The sequence below is a fragment of the Chryseobacterium herbae genome (assembly GCF_025154075.1).
GTDB classification, from domain to species: domain Bacteria; phylum Bacteroidota; class Bacteroidia; order Flavobacteriales; family Weeksellaceae; genus Chryseobacterium; species Chryseobacterium herbae.
In genome coordinates, this window is sequence record NZ_JAOAMU010000006.1 from 120,311 (window position 1) to 141,568 (window position 21,258).

Genomic DNA, 21,258 nt, shown 5'->3' on the forward strand with positions numbered 1-21,258 from the left:
GTAATTAGTATGCGGTAAATATTTAAAGTCATTAACCGTTTATTGGACTTTGCTTGCAAGCATATTTATAATTCATTCAGCGTATGGCCATTACCCTGATGAATGACAAATCAGTTGGTTCTACTTCGCTCTTCCTGATTTCTGAAGCTTCTCTGATTGACATTGAGCTGCCCTCCAAAGGAGTAGTTGAGCGATAATCTGAAATATCTTGAATCGTAATACCCGTTTGTATAAGTGGTATTGCCGCTTCGTTCAGAGGTAGAATTAAATTGATATTCTTTAAGTATGTTATTAATTGATAATACAAGTCCCAGCTTATTCCAGAGTTTAGCTTTAAAATAAAAATCTAAAAGAGTATTGGTCTTATTTTCAACCAGATCTATAGATTTATTTGGGAATCTATGCAGTAAATTAAAGCCTGTACTAATGGTTTTACTGATTAAAAAATTTCCGGAAAGAGAGATCATACTGAAAAATCCTTCCATTTCCTTCGGGGTTAAAGGATAGATGTTTGATTTTGCTTTTTGATACCCCAGATACCCTGTGATATAACTTTCAAGCCATTTCTTTTTTTTATAAACGTAGGTTTGTCTCAGTCCGTAAGTCTGTCCCTCTGCATAATTAAGCTGCGTGATGCGCTGGGTAACATTATCGTTGTTTAATAAGACAATACCCCCAAACATATTGTCAATCTTTTCATAGTATACAACACTTTGCAGATAATCTTTATAGATATAGTTCAGTTCAACATTATGAGTGTAGGACGGCATTAATGATGGATTCCCTTCCCAATAGCTAAACGGGCTGCCGTAGATCCGAAAAGGATTCAGATTCGTGAATGAAGGTCTGGAAATTCTCTTGCCATAATCCAGCGAAATGGTATTATTCTCAGTAGGTTTATACTGAAGGTATGCCGTTGGAAAGAATTTCAGATAGTCTGTATTATTTTTATTCTGAATAAAAACATTTTCAGATTCCAGTTGTGTATTTTCAATCCTCAGGCCTACTTTGGCAGACCAGTTCTTTTTCTTACCCATTTCCTTTTCACCGGAAAAGAAAAGAGCCTGTGTATTTTCCTGATACGTAAAACGATCCTGCTGTACAAAACCTACCTGCTGCAGATCTGAATAAAGATCATTAACCGTTTTCGAAAAGGAAAATCTTGCGCCATAGTTCAGTTTGATGAATTTTAGCGGATGATCCATATCAAGATTTACAGAATAGTTCTCTATATTTTGAAAAGCATTGTTTTGATTTCTGCTCTCAGAATTGTCATCAGTATTTGAGGACAGGTTAAAATTTCTGTCACTGTTGTCTCTATAAGTGAAAAAATCAAAGTCCGCATTCAGCTGTTTTCCTAAAGTATCTATCTTGTACACCGTATGAAAATTAACCGTGTGTAACTGTCTTTTTCTCTCCGTTCTGCCCACAGTATAATACTGGTTGGCTGAAGCCGAAGTCTTTTGCAGAGACGAATCAAAATCTTCCGTGATTGGCAGGCTTAAACTTCCGTTGTACATCGCACCGATCTGAAGACGCTTCGAGATATCATAATCAAGAGCAATTCGTCCGGACAGGGCATTTATTTTATATTGATACTGCTTGTCAGAATGCCAGTAGGTTTCGGGATATTTTATTTCCAGTTCCTCCTGACCGTAATATTTGCCATAGCTGTAATTCAGGTTTGAAAATAAAGAAAGCTTATTCTTTTTATAATTAAGATTGGCCGAGGAAGACTGCTGTGCATATTTCCCTTGCTGATAACTGGTTGTAACCGTGGACGACCAATTATCTGTTCTTGATTTTTTTAAAACGATATTAACCAATCCGCTGTTACCTTCAGCACTGTATTTAGACGGGGGATTGGTAATGACTTCAATACTCTTAATATCACTGCTGGGAATGCTTTTTAAATAACTGATGAGCGCATCACCTGCCATATTCATGATTCTGCCGTCAACCATTACTCCCATTCCGCTTTTTCCGAGCATGGTGATGGTTTCATTGGTCACCTGAAGACCCGGTGTTACAGTGATCGCATCCAGTCCGTTTCCACCGGTGGCAAATGCGGATTTTTCAACATTAAAGATTAAACGGTCTGTTTTTCTTTCAATAAGTTGTTTTTGTCCGTTAAGCACCACACCTTCCAGTAAAATGTCATTGTTGATGGTAATGATACCCAAATCAAGATCCCCGTTCAGTTCAATTGATTTTTCGTAATATTTTTTTCCTAGCTGAGTAATCAAAAGAGTGTAGGCTCCCTTGTCTAAACGTATTTTAAATTTACCTGAAGTATCAGTCTGTGCATTGATGATACTTTGATTTTGTTTATTCTTTAACAGTAAATCTGTATTTCGGAGCTGTTCATGAAAACCATTCATTACACTTCCGCTCAGTGTAAATTGTTGCGCAGTTACCGTGCCGGATAGCATACCGAAGGCAAGTGCCGTAAGCAGAAGTTTTGTATTGGTCATTTCTAGTTTTTTCTCCGACTAAGGAAATAATATTTTTTAAATTTTCAAATAAAAAATAATTTTTATTTAGGGTTAATAGTATAATTATTTAATTATCAATAGTTTAAAATGGTGTTGAAATTTATTTTTTTTTAGTGCTGTGACTTTCAATATCACTTCGTGGTGATTTTGTTTTGTTGATGTCGGTTTAAAAAAAGTTTTTATTAATGATTTATCTTGACGAAAATCAAAAACGAGTACAATATTCTGACTGAAAATTTGAAGCCGAATATTTTTAAAGCTGTAAGAGAACCTCTTACGAACGGAAATGAGAAATTTAATTGCTTTTATTTTAAGATTTATTGGAAATTAACATATTTTTAATATATATTAGTCGCTATTAAGTGATTTAATGTAAAGAAACAAACCTAACTATGAAAACAACTAATTATGAATGTCAGACTTCTTTCTCTGATTGAGCGAAGAGTCAATAGGGCTGTAAAATTATTGTCTGAATTTTTATCCAATCATAAAACCCTTGGAGATTTACCTGAAAAGCAGATTACTCATTATACTCAGTTGGTAATGGATACCTATATTGCCCTATTCAAGGCTCTTGAAATTGTGCCCAGTGATTATTTATACTCTGTACGGGAAATACAGGTTCATCATGGTAATGGAGGTGAAATAGTCTGTAATGAACAATTGAACAGGAAAACTCTGTCTTATCTTCGTGAGAGCATAAAATCTGCATCTGATCATACTTCAGATTCCGGGTATACTGTTGTGCCCTTGCACCTGCAATATTTTCAGGGTTTTTCAGATTTTTCGGCTTTGTTTGGAATCTGTGTCATTGATCATTCAACACAGACCGCTCAAAGTTTTTTTCATGAATTTATAATGAATGCGCGCCAGATGAATTTTTCCGATCACACTTTAAGTTATCTGGATGATATTCTTCTGAAATTCAGGGCAGATCCTTCCGTTAATATCAGGGACCTGAGCAAAATAAACAATCTAAGCTATCTGCAGTTTCAAAAAGATTGCAGACGGTATTTTGGGACTACCTTTTACGATTTTACCATTAAGCTTAAAATGATGGATGTCGTTGAGGATTTGATGTTTTCAAATCTGATGACGAAAGAAATTGTTTACAAATATAAATTTGCCGAGTATAGTAATATGTATAAATTTTTTCACAGAACTTACGATTTTCCATTTAAAAATATCACCAGACTGTATTCAATGGAAAAGGTTTGATGATTCATTTTCAGTGGATTATAGCCATGAAATGGATAGTAGTGGATATAAAGAAGCCGGAAAGATGATCCCATAAAAAATAGCTGCATGTTTATGATACAGCTATGATGATTTAAATGAAAAAGAAGGGTTTCCAGTGACTTCCTGAGCGATAAATAATGAAATGATTCCGATTCGGTAATCCTAATAAAAAACGGTTCTCCGATTAAATCAACTTTCCGGTGAATACCAGATCTGTGATCATTACATTATCTTTATCATAGGAAGTAAAGCGTTGCATATTGATGATCTCAAAATGATTCGTCTGAAAAGCTTCGGTTAAATAATCCTCCTGGTGATAGTTCACATACACCTGATCACCGGTACTGGAAGTTTGAAATCTGGATTTTGCATAATCATCTTCCATAGTGCTCAGATAAAATATACCTCCTGGTTTTAACAGTTCTGCTACCCGTGCGATCAAATCAACAGCTTCCTCACGAACCAAATAGGGCAGACAAAAGCCGCAAATGATTCCGTCAAACCGTTTTTCAATCTGTCCGATGTCCCGGCAATCCATGAGTTCAAATGCTGCAGTAGGATTATTAGCCTGAGCGAGATCCAGCATCTTGGGTGACAGATCAATTCCTAATACTTTATAATCCGGTTTTCTGTCCAGTACATACTTCGTAATATTTCCCGGACCGCAGGCTATATCCAAGATCTCAGCATCATCTGCTTGTATATGATCACAGAAAAAATTGAAAGTGTCTGCAAACAAACTTACATCCATAAATTTATCCTGATAGATTTTTGCTGACTTGTCAAACGCATCAGCAGCATTTAATATTTTCATAGTATTACTTTTTTAATGAGATGGATTGAGATTTGAATGATTATAGATCGTATTTACCTGATAATCATTAGTCAAATATAAAAAAAGACAGGAGATTCTGTGATGAATTGACTGAAATATTGATTACTGATAAAAAAAATAGCTGCATCATAACAATGCAGCTATCTTATATTTGAAAAAGATTGGTTTCTAGTTACTTCTTGAGCGCGAAATAGACAGAAGATATACCAAATGCGCAAACATACTTCTCTTCACAGATTCTATCTTAACATCTCCGGTGGTCTGGTTAATCGTCGTTACCAGATCTGCATTACATTGCCCTGAGAAACTGCCACTTCCTAAATAGTTGGAAGAATTGGCAGTAGGATAGGAGATTCTTGGATAATCGGGAGCTATCTGCTCAGCGGCTGTTATACCTCCTACGTAGCCTTTGTGATCGATAAATCTAGATGCCCAGGTTCCCAAAAACTGTCCGTTAACCGTATTGATGGTTTGTCCTACTACGATCTGGGTATCTACTGCACGAACAAAACCTGCACATGAACTGTAATGATTGACTCTCACCGTACAGGAAGAAGCGTTGTCAGTAGGCTGAAAACATTGTCCTTCATAGATCGTCAGCCTTTGTTCCGCAGCTGATGTAGAAGTGTTCAGGAATGCTTTTGGAGAAAAAATTTCTTCAGGAGAGAGAAGGGTTAAAACGCCCTGTGAATTGGCTGCAACAATTTTATTCTCAGCGTTGGCTAGGCCTCTTACTCGCACCAATCCGTTTACATCCAAAGTATGGGAAGGTGTTTCTGTATTAATCCCTACCTGAGATTGCAAGCTGCTGAAAAAAATGACTGCAACAAAAAAGATTATTCTTGTTTTCATGTTATTTATTGGGTTTTAATGAGTTTTTAGATTTTTCACTAAATTAAGAAATATTTGTTATCATGAAAACAAATTTCATTTAAATTATAAATATTAGAATAAAAATAATTTATAATGAAAAATTAATGTAAAATAAACATATTATTTTGAAATATTACTAATGTCGATATTGGTGCATATTTTTGAAAGTTTGCCGTCTGATTGCGTCTTTCCATTTGGGAAATAATCGTATTTTAGCCAAAATAAGAGCCGAATTCATAAAAATATAAACAGCTGATTAAAATTCAGATAATCTGAATAAAAAAATTAGTAGATTTGCACGGAACAAGGCGGAAAAATAATGAATATTAATTCAGTTCTCTGTTTCAGGAACAGAATTTAAACAGATAATAATAAATTTGATTAGGTTATAAAACTATTAGAAACTATGAAGAAACTTTTTTTACTTCTTTTTACAGCTTTTTTATTTATCGGATGCAGTTCTGATGACGATACTATTTATGATTATATAGGAACGTGGGCAGGAAAGTATACGGGAAGCGATGACGGAACCTGGAACCTTGTAGTTGCCAGCGATGGAAAAGTAACCGGAACGATGCATTCTACAGTAAATGATGAAAATTATAACATTTCCGGACGCCTAACTGAAACCGGCGATCTTACTGCTGTAATCGGGCTTCCTTCAGATGGAGAATTCAATGGAACCCTTTCAAGAGAGAAAAAAGGCAACGGAAGCTGGACAAACGCTGTTCCCACACCGGCAAGATCCGGTACCTGGACAGGAGACAAAAAATAAAACAGAAAGCCTGCAGATCATTCTGCAGGCTTTTTATTTCTCTTTAATCGGGATAAGAATATTAAGATTTATAGATAGCGGGTTCCGTGATACGCGTTTTAACATCAGAGGATTTGAGTAATTTAGAATTTCGGATCTGTGTAGAGTGGCTGGTAAAAAACGTTCCTTAATCTTAACAAATTCAGTCTGATGTCTGATGTCTGAAATTCTAAATCCCAACAAATCCCATTTGGGTAATTTCTTCTTTATATCTAATAACTAAAAAGTAGAGTATGAGCGTGGCTTCTGAAAAATGCTTTTCAAAACCAAGCTCTTTACTTAGTGCTTTTACCGGAAGTTTCTCTTCAAAATATTCCGCAGCATAAGCGTCAAAATCAGGTTGTATCGTCACGATAATGATTTCCTCACCTGAAAATTTTTCACCCAAATTGAGAATCCTGTTTTCTTTATCACCTGAAATATACATTTCCGGATGGATATTTTCTTTTTCTCCAAAGCTGAATGTTCTCAGCAACTTTAATCCTTCGGGAGTCAAAAGACCATTCTGTACCGTTCTTTTTCCCCGTGCTGAAACCGTATCCAAATCTTTGATTGCGGTCATCAGCTTGGCAAACTTCTGATAGAGTAGTGGATCACCAGCTTCTTTCGTATAGCTTTCAATGCAGCTTCGTATCGTTTTTCCAGCTTTGGAGCAGTGCCCGAATTCAGAGCTGTTCTGCCTTACTTTCTCATAAGAAGGGCTTTTCTTGAAGGCCGTTTTATTAAATCCGCTTTTTTTCCGCACGACGTTTTTACCGTTCAGATTATAAAAAACCAGATCGCCTATACTCCCGTTGATCTTTATTAAACTTTCGTACGTTGCCATATCGCAAAATTGAATTCAAATATACTAATAAATAAGAGAAATTAAAATTTTAACATATATTTATCATATAGTTGTAGTATACTTATCCTATAATTTAAATATAAAATGTATATTTGTATATAATTAGTTACTTCATTTAAAATCAGATGACTATGAAACCGGGATTATTTGAAAAAAACTTAAGAATAAAGCAGATTTCTGTTCTGCTGATTGCCTCTGCCATTGTCGTTTCGTGTGGATCGTCTAAAAATGTATCTTCCAAGAAAAATACAGGCACCAAAACCGTTGCGAAAGCTGAAAATCTCAGAAAACTGGATTCCAAATTTGATGGAAAAATTTCCAGATCCGTTGGTGATATTCTGAAAGATGCTGAAAAATATATTGGAACCCCATACAAATTTGGGGGAAATACCTCTTCAGGTTTTGACTGTTCCGGATTTACCGTAAAGGTGTTTGAGGAAAATGATTTCTCTCTGCCACGCAGATCTACAGATCAGGCTGATGCCGGTCAGAAAATTGACATCAAAGAAGTAAAACCAGGCGATCTATTGTTTTTTGCAACAGCCGGAGGAAGCAGAGTTTCTCATGTGGGAATCGTTCATGATATCGGTGCTGACGGAGAAGTGAAGTTTATCCACGCTTCCACCTCAAAAGGAGTGATGATTTCTTCATTAAATGAAAAATACTGGAACAAAGCTTATCTCCACGCTCAAAGAGTTTTATAGACATTACTTAAACTGATTATTGATATGGAGAACCGGACTTTTGCTTTTATTAAAACAGATAAAAAACTGGTAAAACTGTTCTTTAAAGACATAACCATTATCAAAGGTTTGGGTAATTACGTGGAAATCAATACCACCTCCAATAAAAAATACATCTACTACAAAGCCCTTAAAGATTTAATTGAAAGTCTTCCGGACGAATTCATGAGGGTTCACAATTCCTATATTGTCAATTTAACGAATATCGAATACTTCGAAGACAATCAGCTTGTATGGCAGGATCAGAAAATTGCCGTGGCGAAAAGCTATAAAGACTGTCTGATTACGGCACTTAATAAAATGATGCTTTGAAAAAATAATCGAAAAAAAAATACTATTTTAAATCATTCGTCGTTAAAAACCGTGACATGGTTTCAGAACTTGAATTTAGCGACTTCAAAAAATAGAAAACATCAGAAAATCACCAATCCACATCATATTTCCTTCAGGCCAAATAATAAATTGGTTAAACTGCTGTATTCATTTTACATTCGTGAAAAAATAGCAATGAATAAAGACAAAGCACTGCATTACATCAATAGTCATAATCTTACCGAAATAAAAGCAGGCAATCACAGAACCACTTTCCTTGAAATCTGGATGGTGACCGTTAACGACAGAATTTTCGCCAGATCATGGGGCCTCGCAGAAAAGAGCTGGTACAATACATTTTTGAAAGATCCGGAAGGGCAGATCAGATGTGGAGACGAGATTTTCAATATAAAAGCACTCGTTCCTGATAACCTCAAAGAACTTACGCCCGACATTAATACAGCTTATTTAACAAAATATAATACAGCCGTTAATCTTAAATATTCGAAAGGGATTGTTGAACAAAAACACGTTGAGAAGACCATAGAGTTCGTTATTTGCGAATAATGAAGCTGTAGATAACCGTAAATAATTCCCATCGAAGACTTGTTTCCGAACTTGTATACTAGAACAATCTTTTGTACTTTTGACCTTCGGAACTGCGGGAAGCTGCAGGGATAATTTATACTAAAATCAAATAAGAAACATGTCGTTACAACAAACAATTGAAAACATTTGGGATCATAGAGATTTATTACAAAACGAAGACAGCCAGAAGGCGATAAGAGAGGTTATTTCTTTATTGGATTCCGGGGAACTTCGTGTTGCTCAGCCTACGGAAAACGGATGGCAGGTGAATGAGTGGGTGAAGAAAGCCGTAGTAATGTATTTCCCGATCCAGAAGATGGAAACTATTGAAGTAGGTCCGTTTGAATTTCATGACAAAATTCCTTTGAAGAGAAATTATGCTGAAAAAGGAGTAAGAGTTGTACCGCATGCGATCGCCAGAGAAGGATCTTTCGTAGCTTCAGGCGTGATCTTGATGCCTTCTTATGTGAATATCGGAGCTTATGTAGATTCAGGAACAATGGTAGACACTTGGGCTACAGTGGGAAGCTGTGCACAGATCGGTAAAAACGTTCACCTGAGTGGTGGTGTAGGTATCGGTGGTGTATTGGAGCCGTTACAGGCAGCTCCTGTGATCATTGAGGACGACTGTTTCATTGGTTCAAGATGTATCGTGGTAGAAGGAGTTCACGTAGAAAAAGAAGCCGTATTGGGTGCTAATGTAGTATTGACAGCTTCTACAAAAATCATTGATGTTACAGGCGACCAACCTATTGAAATCAAGGGAAGAGTTCCTGCACGTTCAGTAGTAATCCCGGGAAGTTATACAAAACAGTATCCTGCAGGAGAATACCAGGTTCCTTGTGCATTGATCATCGGTCAGAGAAAAGAATCAACAGATAAAAAAACATCTCTTAATGATGCTTTAAGAGAGAACAATGTAGCCGTATAAGCTGTGTTTTCTCTAAATTTTGAAGATTGATTTTTAAAATTTATACAATAAACCCTGAATAGTCATTTAGGGTTTATTTTATTTATACCTTTAAACCGCTTAAAAAAGCTTACTAAAAACATTGATATGAAGATTGCCTTCGACGCAAAACGTTTTTTTCATAATACGTCCGGATTGGGCAATTATTCAAGAGACCTGGTCAGGATTCTTTCTCAGTACTATCCTGAAAATGAATACCTGCTGCTGAACAAAAACCGTTCAGAAAGAGGAAAAGAGATCCTCGAAAGACCTGATGTCCGTTTTGTGGAAACCTCAAAAGGAAATCTTTCCCGCCAGTTTAAAATGGGTAAAGATGCCCAAAAAGAAGGCGCACAGATATTTCATGGCTTGTCCGGTGAGCTGCCGTTGAAGTGGGGAAAAGAACCCATCAAAAAAATAGTGACCATCCATGACTTGATTTTTATGAGATATCCTCAGTATTATTCTTTCTTTGACAGGAAAATACATCTGTGGAAATTTAAAAAGGCGGCTGTTTCTGCAGATAAGATCATCGCCATTTCTGAGCAGACTAAAAGAGATATCATCACTTATTTAAAAGTTCCCGAAACCAAAATTGAAGTCATTTATCAGGGCTGTCACAAAGCATTTAAAGAACAGCAGTCTGAGGAGTTTATTCAGCTTACCAAAGAGAAATTCAACCTTCCTGAACGATTTATCTTAAATGTCGGAACCATTGAAGACCGTAAAAATCTTTTAAGCATTGTCAAAGGTATCAGCGGAACCGAAATTCCATTGGTTGTCGTTGGAAGAAAGACGAATTACTATAAAAAAGTAGAAGCTTTCATCAAAAAAAACAAGATAGAAAAGCAGATCCTCTTTCTGGAAGGTGTTTCCATGGATGAACTGGCTGTGATCTATAAACTGGCCGATATTTTTGTCTATCCGAGCTTTTTTGAAGGCTTCGGAATCCCTGTTATAGAAGCGATTTTCTCAAAAACGGCAGTTATTACCAGCAACATCAGCTGTCTTCCGGAAGCGGGAGGAGAAGATTCTGTTTACGTAGATCCGGGAAGTTATGAAGATATCGGAGCCAAAATCAAATTTTTATGGGAAAATGAATCCGAGAGAAAACGCCGTGCAGAAAAGAGTTTTATGTTTGTTCAGAAATTTAATGATGAACCCATTGGAGCTCAATTGATAGATCTTTACAAAAAAATTCTGTAAAAAAAACTTTGCAGTTTAAAAATAAGTCCTACATTTGTACCACAATTCAAAACAATGAAACCGAATTTTTTAACACTTCATCATTATTATCATCATCTCTGCTAAGACGGAATTGGTTGATATAAACATGTGTTAAAATCAAAAATAATTAAAACCGTCTGAGTAAACAGACGGTTTTTTTGTTTCCGAATTCTCCCGGAAATATCCAACAGATCAGTTTTCATTTACTCAGACCCCAAAACAATACAATGAGTAAATTAAAAATTGCGATCCAGAAAAGCGGCCGGCTCTACGAAGAATCTTTACAGCTCCTGAAAGACTGCGGGATCTTCGTCAACAACGGAAAAGACCAGCTGAAAGTCTCTGTAGACAACTTTCCCATGGAGATCATGTATCTCAGAAATTCAGACATTCCCCAATACCTTGAAGACGGAGTGGTAGACATCGCCATTGTGGGCGAAAATCTATTGGCTGAAAAACAAAAGAATATCCAGATCGTTGAGAAGCTTGGATTCTCAAAATGCAGGGTTTCGCTGGCTGTACCCAAAGAAGTGGAAACAGATGATCTTTCCTATTTTCAAGGTAAAAAAATTGCTACTTCTTACCCCAATACCCTTAAAAATTTTCTTGATCGTGAAGGAATCACTTCCGACATTCACATCATTTCCGGCTCCGTTGAAATCGCCCCGAATATTGGTTTGGCAGATGGAATCTGTGATATTGTAAGCTCCGGAAGTACCTTATTTAAAAACGGTTTGAGAGAAACTGTGACCCTTTTGAAATCTGAAGCAGTTTTAGCAAAAACATCCGTACTCAATCCTGAAAAAGAAATTATTCTTAATAAATTTCTGTTCCGCATACAATCCGTTTTAAGAGCAAAAAATTCAAAATACATCCTGATGAATGTTCCCAATGACAAAATCAGTGATATTGCATCGGTCCTTCCTGTATTGAAGAGTCCTACGGTTATTCCTTTGGCGGAAAAAGGCTGGAGCAGCATTCATTCGGTGATTGATGAAGAAAGATTCTGGGACGTCATTGATGAGTTGAAAGAAAACGGAGCTCAGGATATTCTTATTATTCCAATCGATAAAATGGTTATTTAATGATGAAAATATACAGATATCCGGAACAAAAGACCTGGCCAGACCTTGTAAAACGGCCGGTATTGAAGCGTGAAGAAATCTCAGAATTGATCACGCAAATATTTGAAACAGTAGAAAAAGACGGTGATAAAGCGCTTATTGAGTTCAATAAAAAATTTGATAAAGCAGCAACTTTGGAAATTCTGGTTTCAGAAGCAGAAGTTGAGAATGCTGAAAACGAAGTTTCAGAAGACTTAAAGAAAGCCATCAGACAGGCCGAGGAAAATATTTCAAAATTCCACGCGGCTCAGATAACGGAAACAGAGAAAATTGAAAGCGTAAAAGGAGTAATCTGCTGGAGAGAAAACCGCGCTGTAGAAAAGGTAGGCATCTATATTCCCGGTGGAACAGCCCCTTTATTTTCAACAGTTCTCATGCTTGCTGTACCTGCCAATCTCGCTGGATGTAAGGAAATTATTCTTTGCACGCCTCCTGACAGTAACGGGAATATTAACCCGGCTATTCTGTTCACGGCGAAACTTTGCGGGATCACCAAAATATTCAAAACAGGTGGCGCACAGGCTATCGCTGCCATGACGTTAGGAACAGAAAGTATTCCGAAGGTGTATAAAATTTTCGGACCGGGAAACCAGTTTGTAGTAGCTGCCAAAGAATATGCGCAGCGTTTTGGTGTGGCTATTGATATGCCGGCAGGTCCCAGTGAAGTTTTGGTTATTGCAGACAGTAAAGCTGTTCCTGAATTTTGTGCAGCAGATCTTCTTTCCCAAGCGGAGCACGGAAGCGACAGTCAGGTAGTTTTTATCACTACAGATTTGGAAATTTTTGAAAAAACCATTGAAGAAGTAGAAGAGCAGATCAAGAAACTTCCCAGAAATGAAATGGCTCAACAGGCACTGAATCACAGTCTTTTTATGGTGACCCAATCTATCGAGGAAGCTTTGGAATTCAGTAATCTATACGCTCCGGAACATCTTATTCTGGCTTTGGAAGATTTTGAACAATATATTCCGATGATCAGCAATGCAGGATCCGTTTTTCTTGGAAATTATTCCTGTGAAAGTGCCGGTGATTATGCCAGCGGAACCAATCACACGCTTCCTACGAATGCCTATGCAAAGAACTACAGCGGGGTTTCTCTGGACAGTTTTGTTAAGAAAATTACATTCCAGCACCTTTCCAAAGAAGGTCTTAAAAATATAGGAAAAACCATCGAACTTATGGCAGAGGCAGAAGGTCTTATCGCCCACAAAAATGCAGTATCTATCAGATTAAAATAATACAATGAAAGAATTCAATACCAACAGTTTAGTAAGAGAAAATATATTAAAATTACAGCCTTATATCAGTTTCAGGGATCACAATGAGTTCAATGCTCCGGTGTTGCTGGATGCTAATGAATGTCCGTTCGGAGAATTCAACAGGTACCCGGATTCGTCTCAAAAAAAGCTTAAAAGTAAATTAGCCGGCCTTAAAGGTCTTTCACCGGCGCAGATCGCCATAGGAAACGGAAGTGATGAACTGATCGACCTGATCATTAAAATCTTCTGTGAACCTAAAAAAGATGCCATTCTGATGATGAATCCTTCTTTTGCGATGTACGGTTTCTATGCTACAGTGAATGAAAATGATGTTTTGAAATTGGATCTGGATGAGAATTTTGAAATTGTAAAAGACGATTTCCTAAAAATCACTCAGGAAAAGGAGATTAAAATTTTCTTCCTGTGTTCCCCGAATAACCCAACCGGAAACAGTGTAGAAGACATCGAATTTTTCATCCAAAATTTTAACGGTATCGTTGTTATTGATGAAGCGTATATCGAATTTTCAGGAAACAGATCAGGGATTGAACTGCTGGCTCAATATCCTAATCTAATTGTGCTTCAGACTTTTTCAAAAGCCTGGGGAACGGCAGGAGCAAGGGTAGGAACAGCTTATGCTTCCGAAGAGATCATCCGTTTTATCAATACAGTAAAAGCGCCTTATAACGTCAATTCTCTAAGCCAGGAGCTTGTTCTAAGCATCTTGGATGATGAAAACAGGCTTAAAGAAAATGTTGAAAATGTTTTACAGGAAAGAGCGTGGCTGGAAGAACAGTTTAAAACCATTTCATGCATAGAAAAAGTATTTCCTACGGATGCCAATTTCTTCCTGATTAAAATGAGAGATGGGAAAAAAGTGTATGAGAAAATGCTTGAAGAAGAAGTTTTGACCAGCCAGAGAGCGCCCGCCATTCCAGATTGCATCAGAATCAATGTAGGAAACCGGGAAGAAAATGAAAAACTGATTAACGTTTTAAAAGGAATACCATCATGAAAAAAGTATTGTTCATAGACCGCGACGGAACCCTGATCGTAGAACCGCCGGAAGATTTTCAGGTAGATGCTCTGGAGAAGCTGGAATTTTATCCGGGAGTTTTTCAGAATCTTGCCAGAATTGTAAGAGAAATGGATTACGAACTGGTGATGGTGACCAATCAGGATGGCTTGGGCACTGACAGTTTTCCCTTTGAAGACTTTATAAAACCTCACGAAAAAATGTTGAAAGCTTTCGAAAATGAAGGAATTATTTTCAGCGACATTCTGATTGATAAAAGCTTTGAACATGAAAATCTCCCTACCAGAAAACCGGGAATCGGGATGCTTTCAAAATACATCTATGGATCTTATGATCTTGAAAATTCATATGTAATTGGTGATCGAAGTACGGATGTCCAACTGGCTGTCAATTTGGGGACTAAATCTATTTTTCTCAATGAAAACTTTAATGAAGAAGCAACGCTCAGTACAGACAGCTGGAACGGGATTTATTCATTTTTAAAACAGGAATCCAGAAAGGCAAAAGTCTATAGAAAAACGAATGAAACTGAGATTGATATTGAAATAGATCTTAACGGAAAAGGAGTTTCTGAAATTTCAACAGGACTTCATTTTTTTGATCATATGTTGGACCAAATTGCCAGACACGGAAATTTAGACCTTACAATCAAAGTGAATGGTGATCTTCAGGTCGATGAGCACCACACGATTGAAGATACAGGAATTGCATTGGGAGAAGCCTTCTTAAAAGCTCTGGGAAACAAGAAAGGAATCGAGAGGTATGGCTTTCTGCTTCCGATGGACGACTGTCTGGCTCAGGCGGCTATAGATTTCGGAGGCAGACCATGGCTGGTTTGGGATGTTGATTTCAAAAGGGAAAAAATTGGGGATGTGCCTACAGAAATGTTTGTTCACTTTTTTAAATCCTTTACAGATTCTTCCCGTTCCAATCTGAATATCAAGGCAGAAGGAGGCAATGAGCACCACAAAATAGAAGCGGTATTCAAAGCATTTGCAAAAGCTGTTAAAATGGCGGTGAATCAGTCCGATAGCAGTTATAATTTACCATCAACCAAAGGAAGTTTATAGATGATTGCACTAATAAAATACAACGGAGGAAATGTCAGTTCAGTCCAGAACGCGCTGTCCCGGCTGAACATTGAATCGATAGTGACCGATGATCCGGAATTGATACTGAAGGCAAATAAAGTGATTTTTCCAGGCGTAGGAGAAGCTTCTTCCACTATGAAGGTGTTAAAAGAAAAAGGCCTTGATACGCTTATTCCTTCTTTGAAACAGCCTGTTCTGGGGATTTGTCTGGGTATGCAGCTGATGTGTGGCGATAATGAAGAAGGGAATGTAAGAGGTATGGGAATATTTGATGTTGATGTTAAACGATTTCCGCCGGAAGATCTGGTTCCCCATATGGGCTGGAATACGCTTTCGGATCTTAAAAGTCCCATATTTTCAGGGATTGAAGAAAGTAATGATGTCTATTTTGTGCACAGTTATTATTGTGGACTGGTAGATTCTACGGTTGCCGTTTGCGATTATATTCTGCCGTTCAGTGCAGCGCTGCAGAAGGATAATTTCTTTGCGGTACAGTTTCACCCGGAGAAATCAGGAATTGCAGGCAGTAGAATATTAAACAACTTTATAAAACTGTAAATGATGAAAATTATTCCAGCTATTGATATTATCGACGGAAAATGTGTCCGTCTTTCAAAGGGAGATTATTCTACAAAAAAAATATATAGTGAAGATCCGGTAGAAACGGCCAAAGAATTTGAAAGCTATGGAATTCAGTTTCTACATCTTGTAGATCTGGATGGGGCAAGATCTAAACACATTGTCAATCAGAAGGTATTGGAAAATATTGCCAGGGAAACATCGCTTCACATTGATTTCGGAGGCGGATTGAAAACCGGGACTGATATAGAAACCGCTTTTAATTCAGGGGCAAAACAGATCACCCTTGGTAGTATTGCGGTCCAGGATCCGGGATTCTGTATTGAAATGATCAAAAAATACGGCAGTGAAAATATTATTTTAGGCGCAGACTGTGAAAACAGGAAAATAAAGACTTCCGGATGGGAAGAGGAAAGTAATTTGGATATCATTGATTTTCTATTGGATTACAAAGAAAAAGGAATCATTCAGACCATTTGCACAGATATTTCAAAAGACGGAATGCTGGAAGGCCCTTCTACAGATCTGTATAAAGAAATTCTGGAGAAAACATCGATAAAACTTACAGCAAGCGGAGGGATTTCGTGTATCGAAGATGTTTACAGAATGAAAGAAATCGGATGTTCGGGAACAATTATCGGAAAGGCGATTTACGAGGGAAAAATAACATTACAACAACTTCAGGACTTTATTGAAAATGCTTAAAAAAAGAATTATTCCATGTCTCGATATCAAAGACGGGACAACGGTAAAAGGTGTGAATTTTGAAGGCTTACGCAATGCAGGAGATCCTATTGAGCTCGCTGTGAGATATGAGCAGGAAGGCGCTGATGAACTGGTTTTTCTGGATATTACTGCAACGGTGGAAGACCGGAAAACATTTGCCGGACTGGTGAAAGATATTGCAGCACAGCTAAGCATCCCTTTTACAGTAGGAGGCGGAATTTCTTCTATTCAAGATGTCAGAACACTTTTGGAAGCAGGCGCAGACAAGATCAGCATCAATTCTTCTGCCGTTAAAAATCCAAAACTCATCGAGGAGTTATCGAAAGAATTTGGAAGCCAGTGCATCGTTGTAGCAATAGACACAAAACTGACCAATGGATCAGATCTGGTGTATGTCAGAGGAGGAAAACTGGCCACCAACTTAAATACTGTAGAATGGGCAAAAGAAGCGGTATCTTTAGGGGCCGGCGAAATTCTTCTGACCTCAATGGATGGCGACGGAACAAAAAACGGCTTCGATATTCGTATCACAAAGCTGGTTTCCGAGGCGGTCGGTATTCCTGTAATTGCTTCCGGAGGGGCTGGAAATGCAGATGACTTTGTTAAAGTATTTAATGAAACAAAAGCTACAGGTGCATTGGCAGCCAGTATTTTCCACTTTAATGAAGTACCTATTCAAGAATTAAAAAGACAATTAAAAACTCAAAAAATTCCCGTACGATGAAAATAGATTTTAATAAAGATAACGGCCTGGTTCCGGTGATCATTCAGGACAGCAGAACTCAACAGGTATTGATGCTGGGCTACATGAATGAAGAGGCTTTTGAAAAAACAGAAAAAGAAGGCATTGTCACTTTTTTCAGCCGATCCAAAAATCGACTTTGGACAAAGGGCGAAGAATCCGGGAATTTCCTGACTGTAAAAAATATTAGTATAGACTGTGATCAGGATACGGTATTAATTCAGGCAGTTCCTACAAATACGGTTTGTCACACCGGAAGTTTCAGCTGTTTCGGAGAAAAACAATCGAAAGGATTTCTGTACGAACTGGAAGCGAAAATAAGTGACAGAATAGACGGTAAGGCCGAAGATTCGTACACGTATTCGCTGTATCAGAGAGGAATCAATAAAATGGCTCAGAAAGTAGGAGAGGAAGCTGTAGAGCTGGTTATTGAAGCTAAAGACAGTAATGATGATCTTTTTAAAAATGAAGCCGCAGATTTGATGTACCACTTTTTGATTTTGCTTAAGGCGAAAGGGTTTTCTATGGAGGATATTGAGGGGATTCTTCAGAATAGGGATCGGTAAGTCTCAATATATTTGAAATAGGAAGGCAGGGAAGCTTATTTGTGTATATTTTCAATAAGAAAAAGTATTACATTTATAATTACTAAAATCAAATTAGGTTAAGAACAACTATGGAGGGTATAAAGGGAATATTGAAGGCAATAAAGAATAATTATCATATCATCTTAGGTTTGGCTACATTGATAATTATTATCACAACACTTTTTTTATCCCGTCATGACTTGAAAAATGCCAAAAAAAATTCAAAGTATACCATAGCTTATATAACCAGCAATTGGCATCAGAAAAACAATAATGGGGTTGGAACTGATTTCACATACGAAGTAAATGGAGAGAAAATAGAAAAAACCTGTGCCAATAATTTAGAAAAAGGAACACGGTATATCGTTCTTTATGATTCTATAGCTCCAAAGAATTATATAATGCTGTATAATCATCCACTGCCGGATTCCATTAAAAGGCCTTTAAATGGATGGAAATTTAATGAAGTCCCTGTAAAGCTAGACTCCAGCGATTTGAAACAGTATTTTCAAGTTTTGAAATTAGATTAGAATTTAACTGAAATATTTGAAGGAAGATGCCCTGACTGATTTTTAGTGAAAATTGAAAGGCCTTTTTAAATAATAAAAGCAGAAAGAAATTCTTCCTGCCCTATATCTAAGCTGAGCCGCGTTAAAATCTGGTGATGAAATCTTGAAAATCAATTATCTTCGGACTTCAATATCTTCCTTCTTCCGGCTCTCAACTTCCTTATCTTTCAATCAAAATTTTTCTCACAGCCGTCTGACCATCAGCTTTTATCACACTGATGTACGCTCCTGCAGCAAGTTCTGAAATATTGACTTTCGTTTCATTGTTCTTTTTTAAAAGTACTTTTCCGGACAGTTCAGTAATTTCAAAGCTGAAATCTTTACTGGCGGTGCGCGGAAGTTCAATATTGATGATGTCTTTAGAAGGATTAGGATAAATGGAAACCTCTTCAAGGGAATTATTCGAAATAGTTTCCTTTGTATTCATAACCAAAGAACTGGCAAAAGTGGCCACTGCAAAATGCTGCAAAGCCCCAACTGTTGCTTTTCCAATTTTGAAAATATACACAGGATCTGTATTCGCAAACGTATCATTGGAGGTATGCGGATAGGTACTTCTTATTCTTTCAAAAAAACCGGTAATGATTTCCCCTTTTCTTTCAAAAGGAATGTAATCCGTATCTTCTGCGGGATCTACAGCTGTTTGAAGAGGAGAATATAATGTTGTGCAGTTTCTGAGCTGCTGTGTCACCGCTGCGGCAGCTGCATTATTGCTCGTTGGCCCGGCCTGATCCTGGTCGCAGTAGACCGTATTGTTATTATTTCCCATAACGCCGCCTACCTGGTCAAGATTGAATACCAACTTGATATCCAGAACACGTACGCCATTCTGATAAGCTACATTATTGACGTAATGGGTACTCCCTCTCAATCCCTGTTCTTCTCCGGAGAAATGGATGAACTTGATGGAATAGTCTGTAGGGATATTTCTTAAAATTCTTGCCGCCTCCAGGATAATGGACGTTCCGCTGCCGTTGTCATTCACTCCGGGACCGTTGATGCTGTCAAAATGCCCGCAAATAATGACGTATTTATTAGGATAAAGTGTTCCCGTTTTGGTAATCACAAGGTTTTTTGAACTTGTACTTCCGAAAGTGAAAGGATCTTCCACGATCTGGCTGGCAGAGTATCCGAAAGCAGTGTATTTGTTTTTCAGCCAGGTTAATGCATTGGCATTATTGATAGAGCCGGTTGTTTTGATACCGAGGTTCGCAAACTGCTGTAAATTCGTTGTAATATTGGTCTGTGATACCAGGTTTGCCCTGTCCTGATAAGCCTGAATAAAGCTCTGAGCCTTACCGCCGAATGTTGCTAAACAAACCGACAGAATAGTAATGGTCTTTTTCATATTAATTATTTTATGGTGTGGTGATTGGTGATGAAACTAAAGGCTAAAAAGTCCCGGATTAAAATCCAGGACTTAAGAGTTACAATTATTTTTCAATAATGATTTTTTTGGTAACGCTGGAGCCTTCGGCATTTATTGTGCATAAATAAATCCCTTTCGCTAAACGTGAAATATTAAGCTGAGCCTGGTTTTCTTCCTTTAAAAAAGACTGTCCGGACAGATCAGTGATTTCAACTGTAAAGTTTTTCGTGGTTGAATCCGGAAGCTCAATCGTCAGAACATCCTTAGCCGGATTAGGATATATTTTTACAGCTTCTAATGACTTCACTTGTTTTTCTTTAGCAACGGGCGCCGGTGCAACAGTAGATGCCGTCGCAAAGTGCTGCATAGCGCCTACAGCAGCTTTTCCAACTTTAAATACATACACCGGATCTACATTGGCAAATGTATCATTAACAGTGTGTTCATTATAACTTCTGGTATATTCATAAAACCCGGTGATCACATATCCTTTCTTCTCAAAAGGCATATAATCTGAGGAATAGGCATTGGAAATACTGGTCTGAAGAGGAGAGTACAAGGTAGTGCATGTAGCCAGCTGCTGTGTGATTGTTTCGGAAGCCGCATTGTTTCCTGACTGTCCACCCGTATCCTTTTCACAAATGATCGTATTATTCACGTTGCCAATCTTACCGCCTACCTGATCAAGATTGAATACCAATTTGATATCAAGTTTTTTCACGCCATTTTGGAACGCAACCTTATTGGCATAATGGGAGCTTCCATATAAGCCATCTTCCTCTCCGGAGAAATGAATAAACTTGATAGAGTATTCTGTAGGAACATCTTTTAAAATTCTGGCCACTTCTAAAATTACCGAAGTTCCACTGCCATTATCGCTGGTACCAGGACCTGTGATGGTATCAAAATGTCCGCAGATAATTACATATTTGTCAGGATAAAGCGTTCCTGTTTTGGTAATCACTAAATTCTTAGAACTTATACCCCCGAAAGTAAAGGGGTTTTCTACAATCTGGCTGGCAGAATATCCGTATGAAGTGTACTTGTTTTTGATCCACGCCAGAGTATTGGCATTATTAACAGAACCGGTGGCCTTGATCCCAAAATTAGAGAACTCTTGAAGATTGTTGGTAATGTTGGTTTGCGAGACCAGATCGGCTCTGTCTTTATAGGTCTGGATGAGGGTTTGGGCACTGAGGCTTCCCACCGCTAATGCAGTGCATAAAAAGGGTGTTATTTTTTTCATATTAATTT

22 protein-coding genes are annotated in these 21,258 nt (G+C 37.6%); 16 read left to right on the top strand and 6 right to left on the bottom strand.

What is annotated here, in order from left to right:
* Nucleotides 1-110 precede the first annotated feature (110 nt).
* The gene (locus N0B48_RS17775; protein WP_259840300.1) at nt 111-2,474 is read right to left on the bottom strand and encodes a TonB-dependent receptor; all 2,364 of its coding nucleotides are present in this window, start codon (nt 2,472-2,474) and stop codon (nt 111-113) included.
* A 429-nt stretch (nt 2,475-2,903) separates the two neighbouring features.
* Between N0B48_RS17775 and N0B48_RS17780 the strand changes: the two genes are divergently transcribed.
* Complete coding sequence (locus tag N0B48_RS17780; protein ID WP_259840302.1) at nt 2,904-3,713, top strand: helix-turn-helix domain-containing protein; 810 nt, start codon at nt 2,904-2,906, stop codon at nt 3,711-3,713.
* Between the two features lie 205 nt (nt 3,714-3,918).
* On the opposite strand, the gene N0B48_RS17785 is transcribed toward N0B48_RS17780, so the two are convergent.
* Nucleotides 3,919-4,548 (bottom strand): class I SAM-dependent methyltransferase, encoded by a 630-nt coding sequence (locus tag N0B48_RS17785; RefSeq protein WP_259840304.1) that lies wholly within the window; start codon nt 4,546-4,548, stop codon nt 3,919-3,921.
* 189 nt (nt 4,549-4,737) lie between these two features.
* Nucleotides 4,738-5,421 carry a hypothetical protein gene (locus N0B48_RS17790; RefSeq protein WP_259840306.1) on the bottom strand — a complete coding sequence of 228 codons (684 nt, stop codon included), beginning with the start codon at nt 5,419-5,421 and terminating at the stop codon, nt 4,738-4,740.
* A gap of 427 nt (nt 5,422-5,848) precedes the next feature.
* On the opposite strand from N0B48_RS17790, the gene N0B48_RS17795 reads away from it, so the two are divergent.
* On the top strand, nt 5,849-6,217 hold the full coding sequence (locus N0B48_RS17795; RefSeq protein ID WP_259840308.1) for a hypothetical protein: 369 nt from the start codon (nt 5,849-5,851) through the stop codon (nt 6,215-6,217).
* A 208-nt stretch (nt 6,218-6,425) separates the two neighbouring features.
* Here N0B48_RS17795 and N0B48_RS17800 read toward each other — a convergent pair whose 3' ends face one another.
* On the bottom strand, nt 6,426-7,082 hold the full coding sequence (locus N0B48_RS17800) for a hypothetical protein (protein ID WP_259840310.1): 657 nt from the start codon (nt 7,080-7,082) through the stop codon (nt 6,426-6,428).
* A 152-nt stretch (nt 7,083-7,234) separates the two neighbouring features.
* Here N0B48_RS17800 and N0B48_RS17805 point away from each other — a divergent pair, with 152 nt between their 5' ends.
* From N0B48_RS17805 to N0B48_RS17870, 14 genes are all read left to right on the top strand, one after another.
* Complete coding sequence (locus N0B48_RS17805) at nt 7,235-7,807, top strand: C40 family peptidase (protein WP_259840311.1); 573 nt, start codon at nt 7,235-7,237, stop codon at nt 7,805-7,807.
* A gap of 24 nt (nt 7,808-7,831) precedes the next feature.
* Nucleotides 7,832-8,158, top strand: a complete 327-nt coding sequence (locus N0B48_RS17810; protein ID WP_259840312.1) for a LytR/AlgR family response regulator transcription factor — start codon at nt 7,832-7,834, stop codon at nt 8,156-8,158.
* Between the two features lie 195 nt (nt 8,159-8,353).
* Nucleotides 8,354-8,725, top strand: coding sequence for a DUF2255 family protein (locus N0B48_RS17815; RefSeq protein ID WP_259840313.1), 372 nt, complete (start codon nt 8,354-8,356; stop codon nt 8,723-8,725).
* Between the two features lie 139 nt (nt 8,726-8,864).
* Complete coding sequence (locus N0B48_RS17820; protein ID WP_223607977.1) at nt 8,865-9,677, top strand: 2,3,4,5-tetrahydropyridine-2,6-dicarboxylate N-succinyltransferase; 813 nt, start codon at nt 8,865-8,867, stop codon at nt 9,675-9,677.
* A 126-nt stretch (nt 9,678-9,803) separates the two neighbouring features.
* Nucleotides 9,804-10,901, top strand: a complete 1,098-nt coding sequence (locus N0B48_RS17825) for a glycosyltransferase family 4 protein (RefSeq protein ID WP_259840314.1) — start codon at nt 9,804-9,806, stop codon at nt 10,899-10,901.
* A 248-nt stretch (nt 10,902-11,149) separates the two neighbouring features.
* Entirely contained in the window at nt 11,150-12,007 is an 858-nt protein-coding gene (gene hisG, locus N0B48_RS17830) for an ATP phosphoribosyltransferase (RefSeq protein WP_259840315.1), read from the top strand.
* The gene (gene hisD / locus N0B48_RS17835; RefSeq protein ID WP_259840316.1) at nt 12,007-13,284 is read left to right on the top strand and encodes a histidinol dehydrogenase; all 1,278 of its coding nucleotides are present in this window, start codon (nt 12,007-12,009) and stop codon (nt 13,282-13,284) included. Before hisG ends, hisD begins: the two co-directional genes overlap by 1 nt.
* Nucleotides 13,285-13,288: 4 nt before the next feature.
* Nucleotides 13,289-14,320 (top strand): histidinol-phosphate transaminase, encoded by a 1,032-nt coding sequence (hisC, locus tag N0B48_RS17840; protein ID WP_259840317.1) that lies wholly within the window; start codon nt 13,289-13,291, stop codon nt 14,318-14,320.
* On the top strand, nt 14,317-15,411 hold the full coding sequence (hisB, locus tag N0B48_RS17845; RefSeq protein ID WP_259840318.1) for a bifunctional histidinol-phosphatase/imidazoleglycerol-phosphate dehydratase HisB: 1,095 nt from the start codon (nt 14,317-14,319) through the stop codon (nt 15,409-15,411). Before hisC ends, hisB begins: the two co-directional genes overlap by 4 nt.
* Entirely contained in the window at nt 15,412-15,990 is a 579-nt protein-coding gene (hisH, locus tag N0B48_RS17850; protein ID WP_259840319.1) for an imidazole glycerol phosphate synthase subunit HisH, read from the top strand.
* A gap of 3 nt (nt 15,991-15,993) precedes the next feature.
* Entirely contained in the window at nt 15,994-16,716 is a 723-nt protein-coding gene (gene hisA / locus N0B48_RS17855; RefSeq protein ID WP_259840572.1) for a 1-(5-phosphoribosyl)-5-[(5-phosphoribosylamino)methylideneamino]imidazole-4-carboxamide isomerase, read from the top strand.
* A complete protein-coding gene (gene hisF, locus N0B48_RS17860; RefSeq protein WP_259840320.1) occupies nt 16,709-17,461 on the top strand; it encodes an imidazole glycerol phosphate synthase subunit HisF in 753 nt (250 codons plus the stop codon). The genes hisA and hisF overlap by 8 nt, the downstream gene beginning before the upstream one ends.
* Nucleotides 17,458-18,045, top strand: a complete 588-nt coding sequence (hisIE, locus tag N0B48_RS17865) for a bifunctional phosphoribosyl-AMP cyclohydrolase/phosphoribosyl-ATP diphosphatase HisIE (protein WP_259840321.1) — start codon at nt 17,458-17,460, stop codon at nt 18,043-18,045. Before hisF ends, hisIE begins: the two co-directional genes overlap by 4 nt.
* A 110-nt stretch (nt 18,046-18,155) precedes the next feature.
* On the top strand, nt 18,156-18,596 hold the full coding sequence (locus N0B48_RS17870; RefSeq protein WP_259840322.1) for a hypothetical protein: 441 nt from the start codon (nt 18,156-18,158) through the stop codon (nt 18,594-18,596).
* A 199-nt stretch (nt 18,597-18,795) separates the two neighbouring features.
* On the opposite strand, the gene N0B48_RS17875 is transcribed toward N0B48_RS17870, so the two are convergent.
* Both N0B48_RS17875 and N0B48_RS17880 read right to left on the bottom strand, forming a co-directional pair.
* Nucleotides 18,796-19,983, bottom strand: coding sequence for a M28 family peptidase (locus N0B48_RS17875; protein ID WP_259840323.1), 1,188 nt, complete (start codon nt 19,981-19,983; stop codon nt 18,796-18,798).
* Between the two features lie 85 nt (nt 19,984-20,068).
* A complete protein-coding gene (locus N0B48_RS17880) occupies nt 20,069-21,250 on the bottom strand; it encodes a M28 family peptidase (RefSeq protein ID WP_259840324.1) in 1,182 nt (393 codons plus the stop codon).
* Between the last annotated feature and the right edge of the window lie 8 nt (nt 21,251-21,258).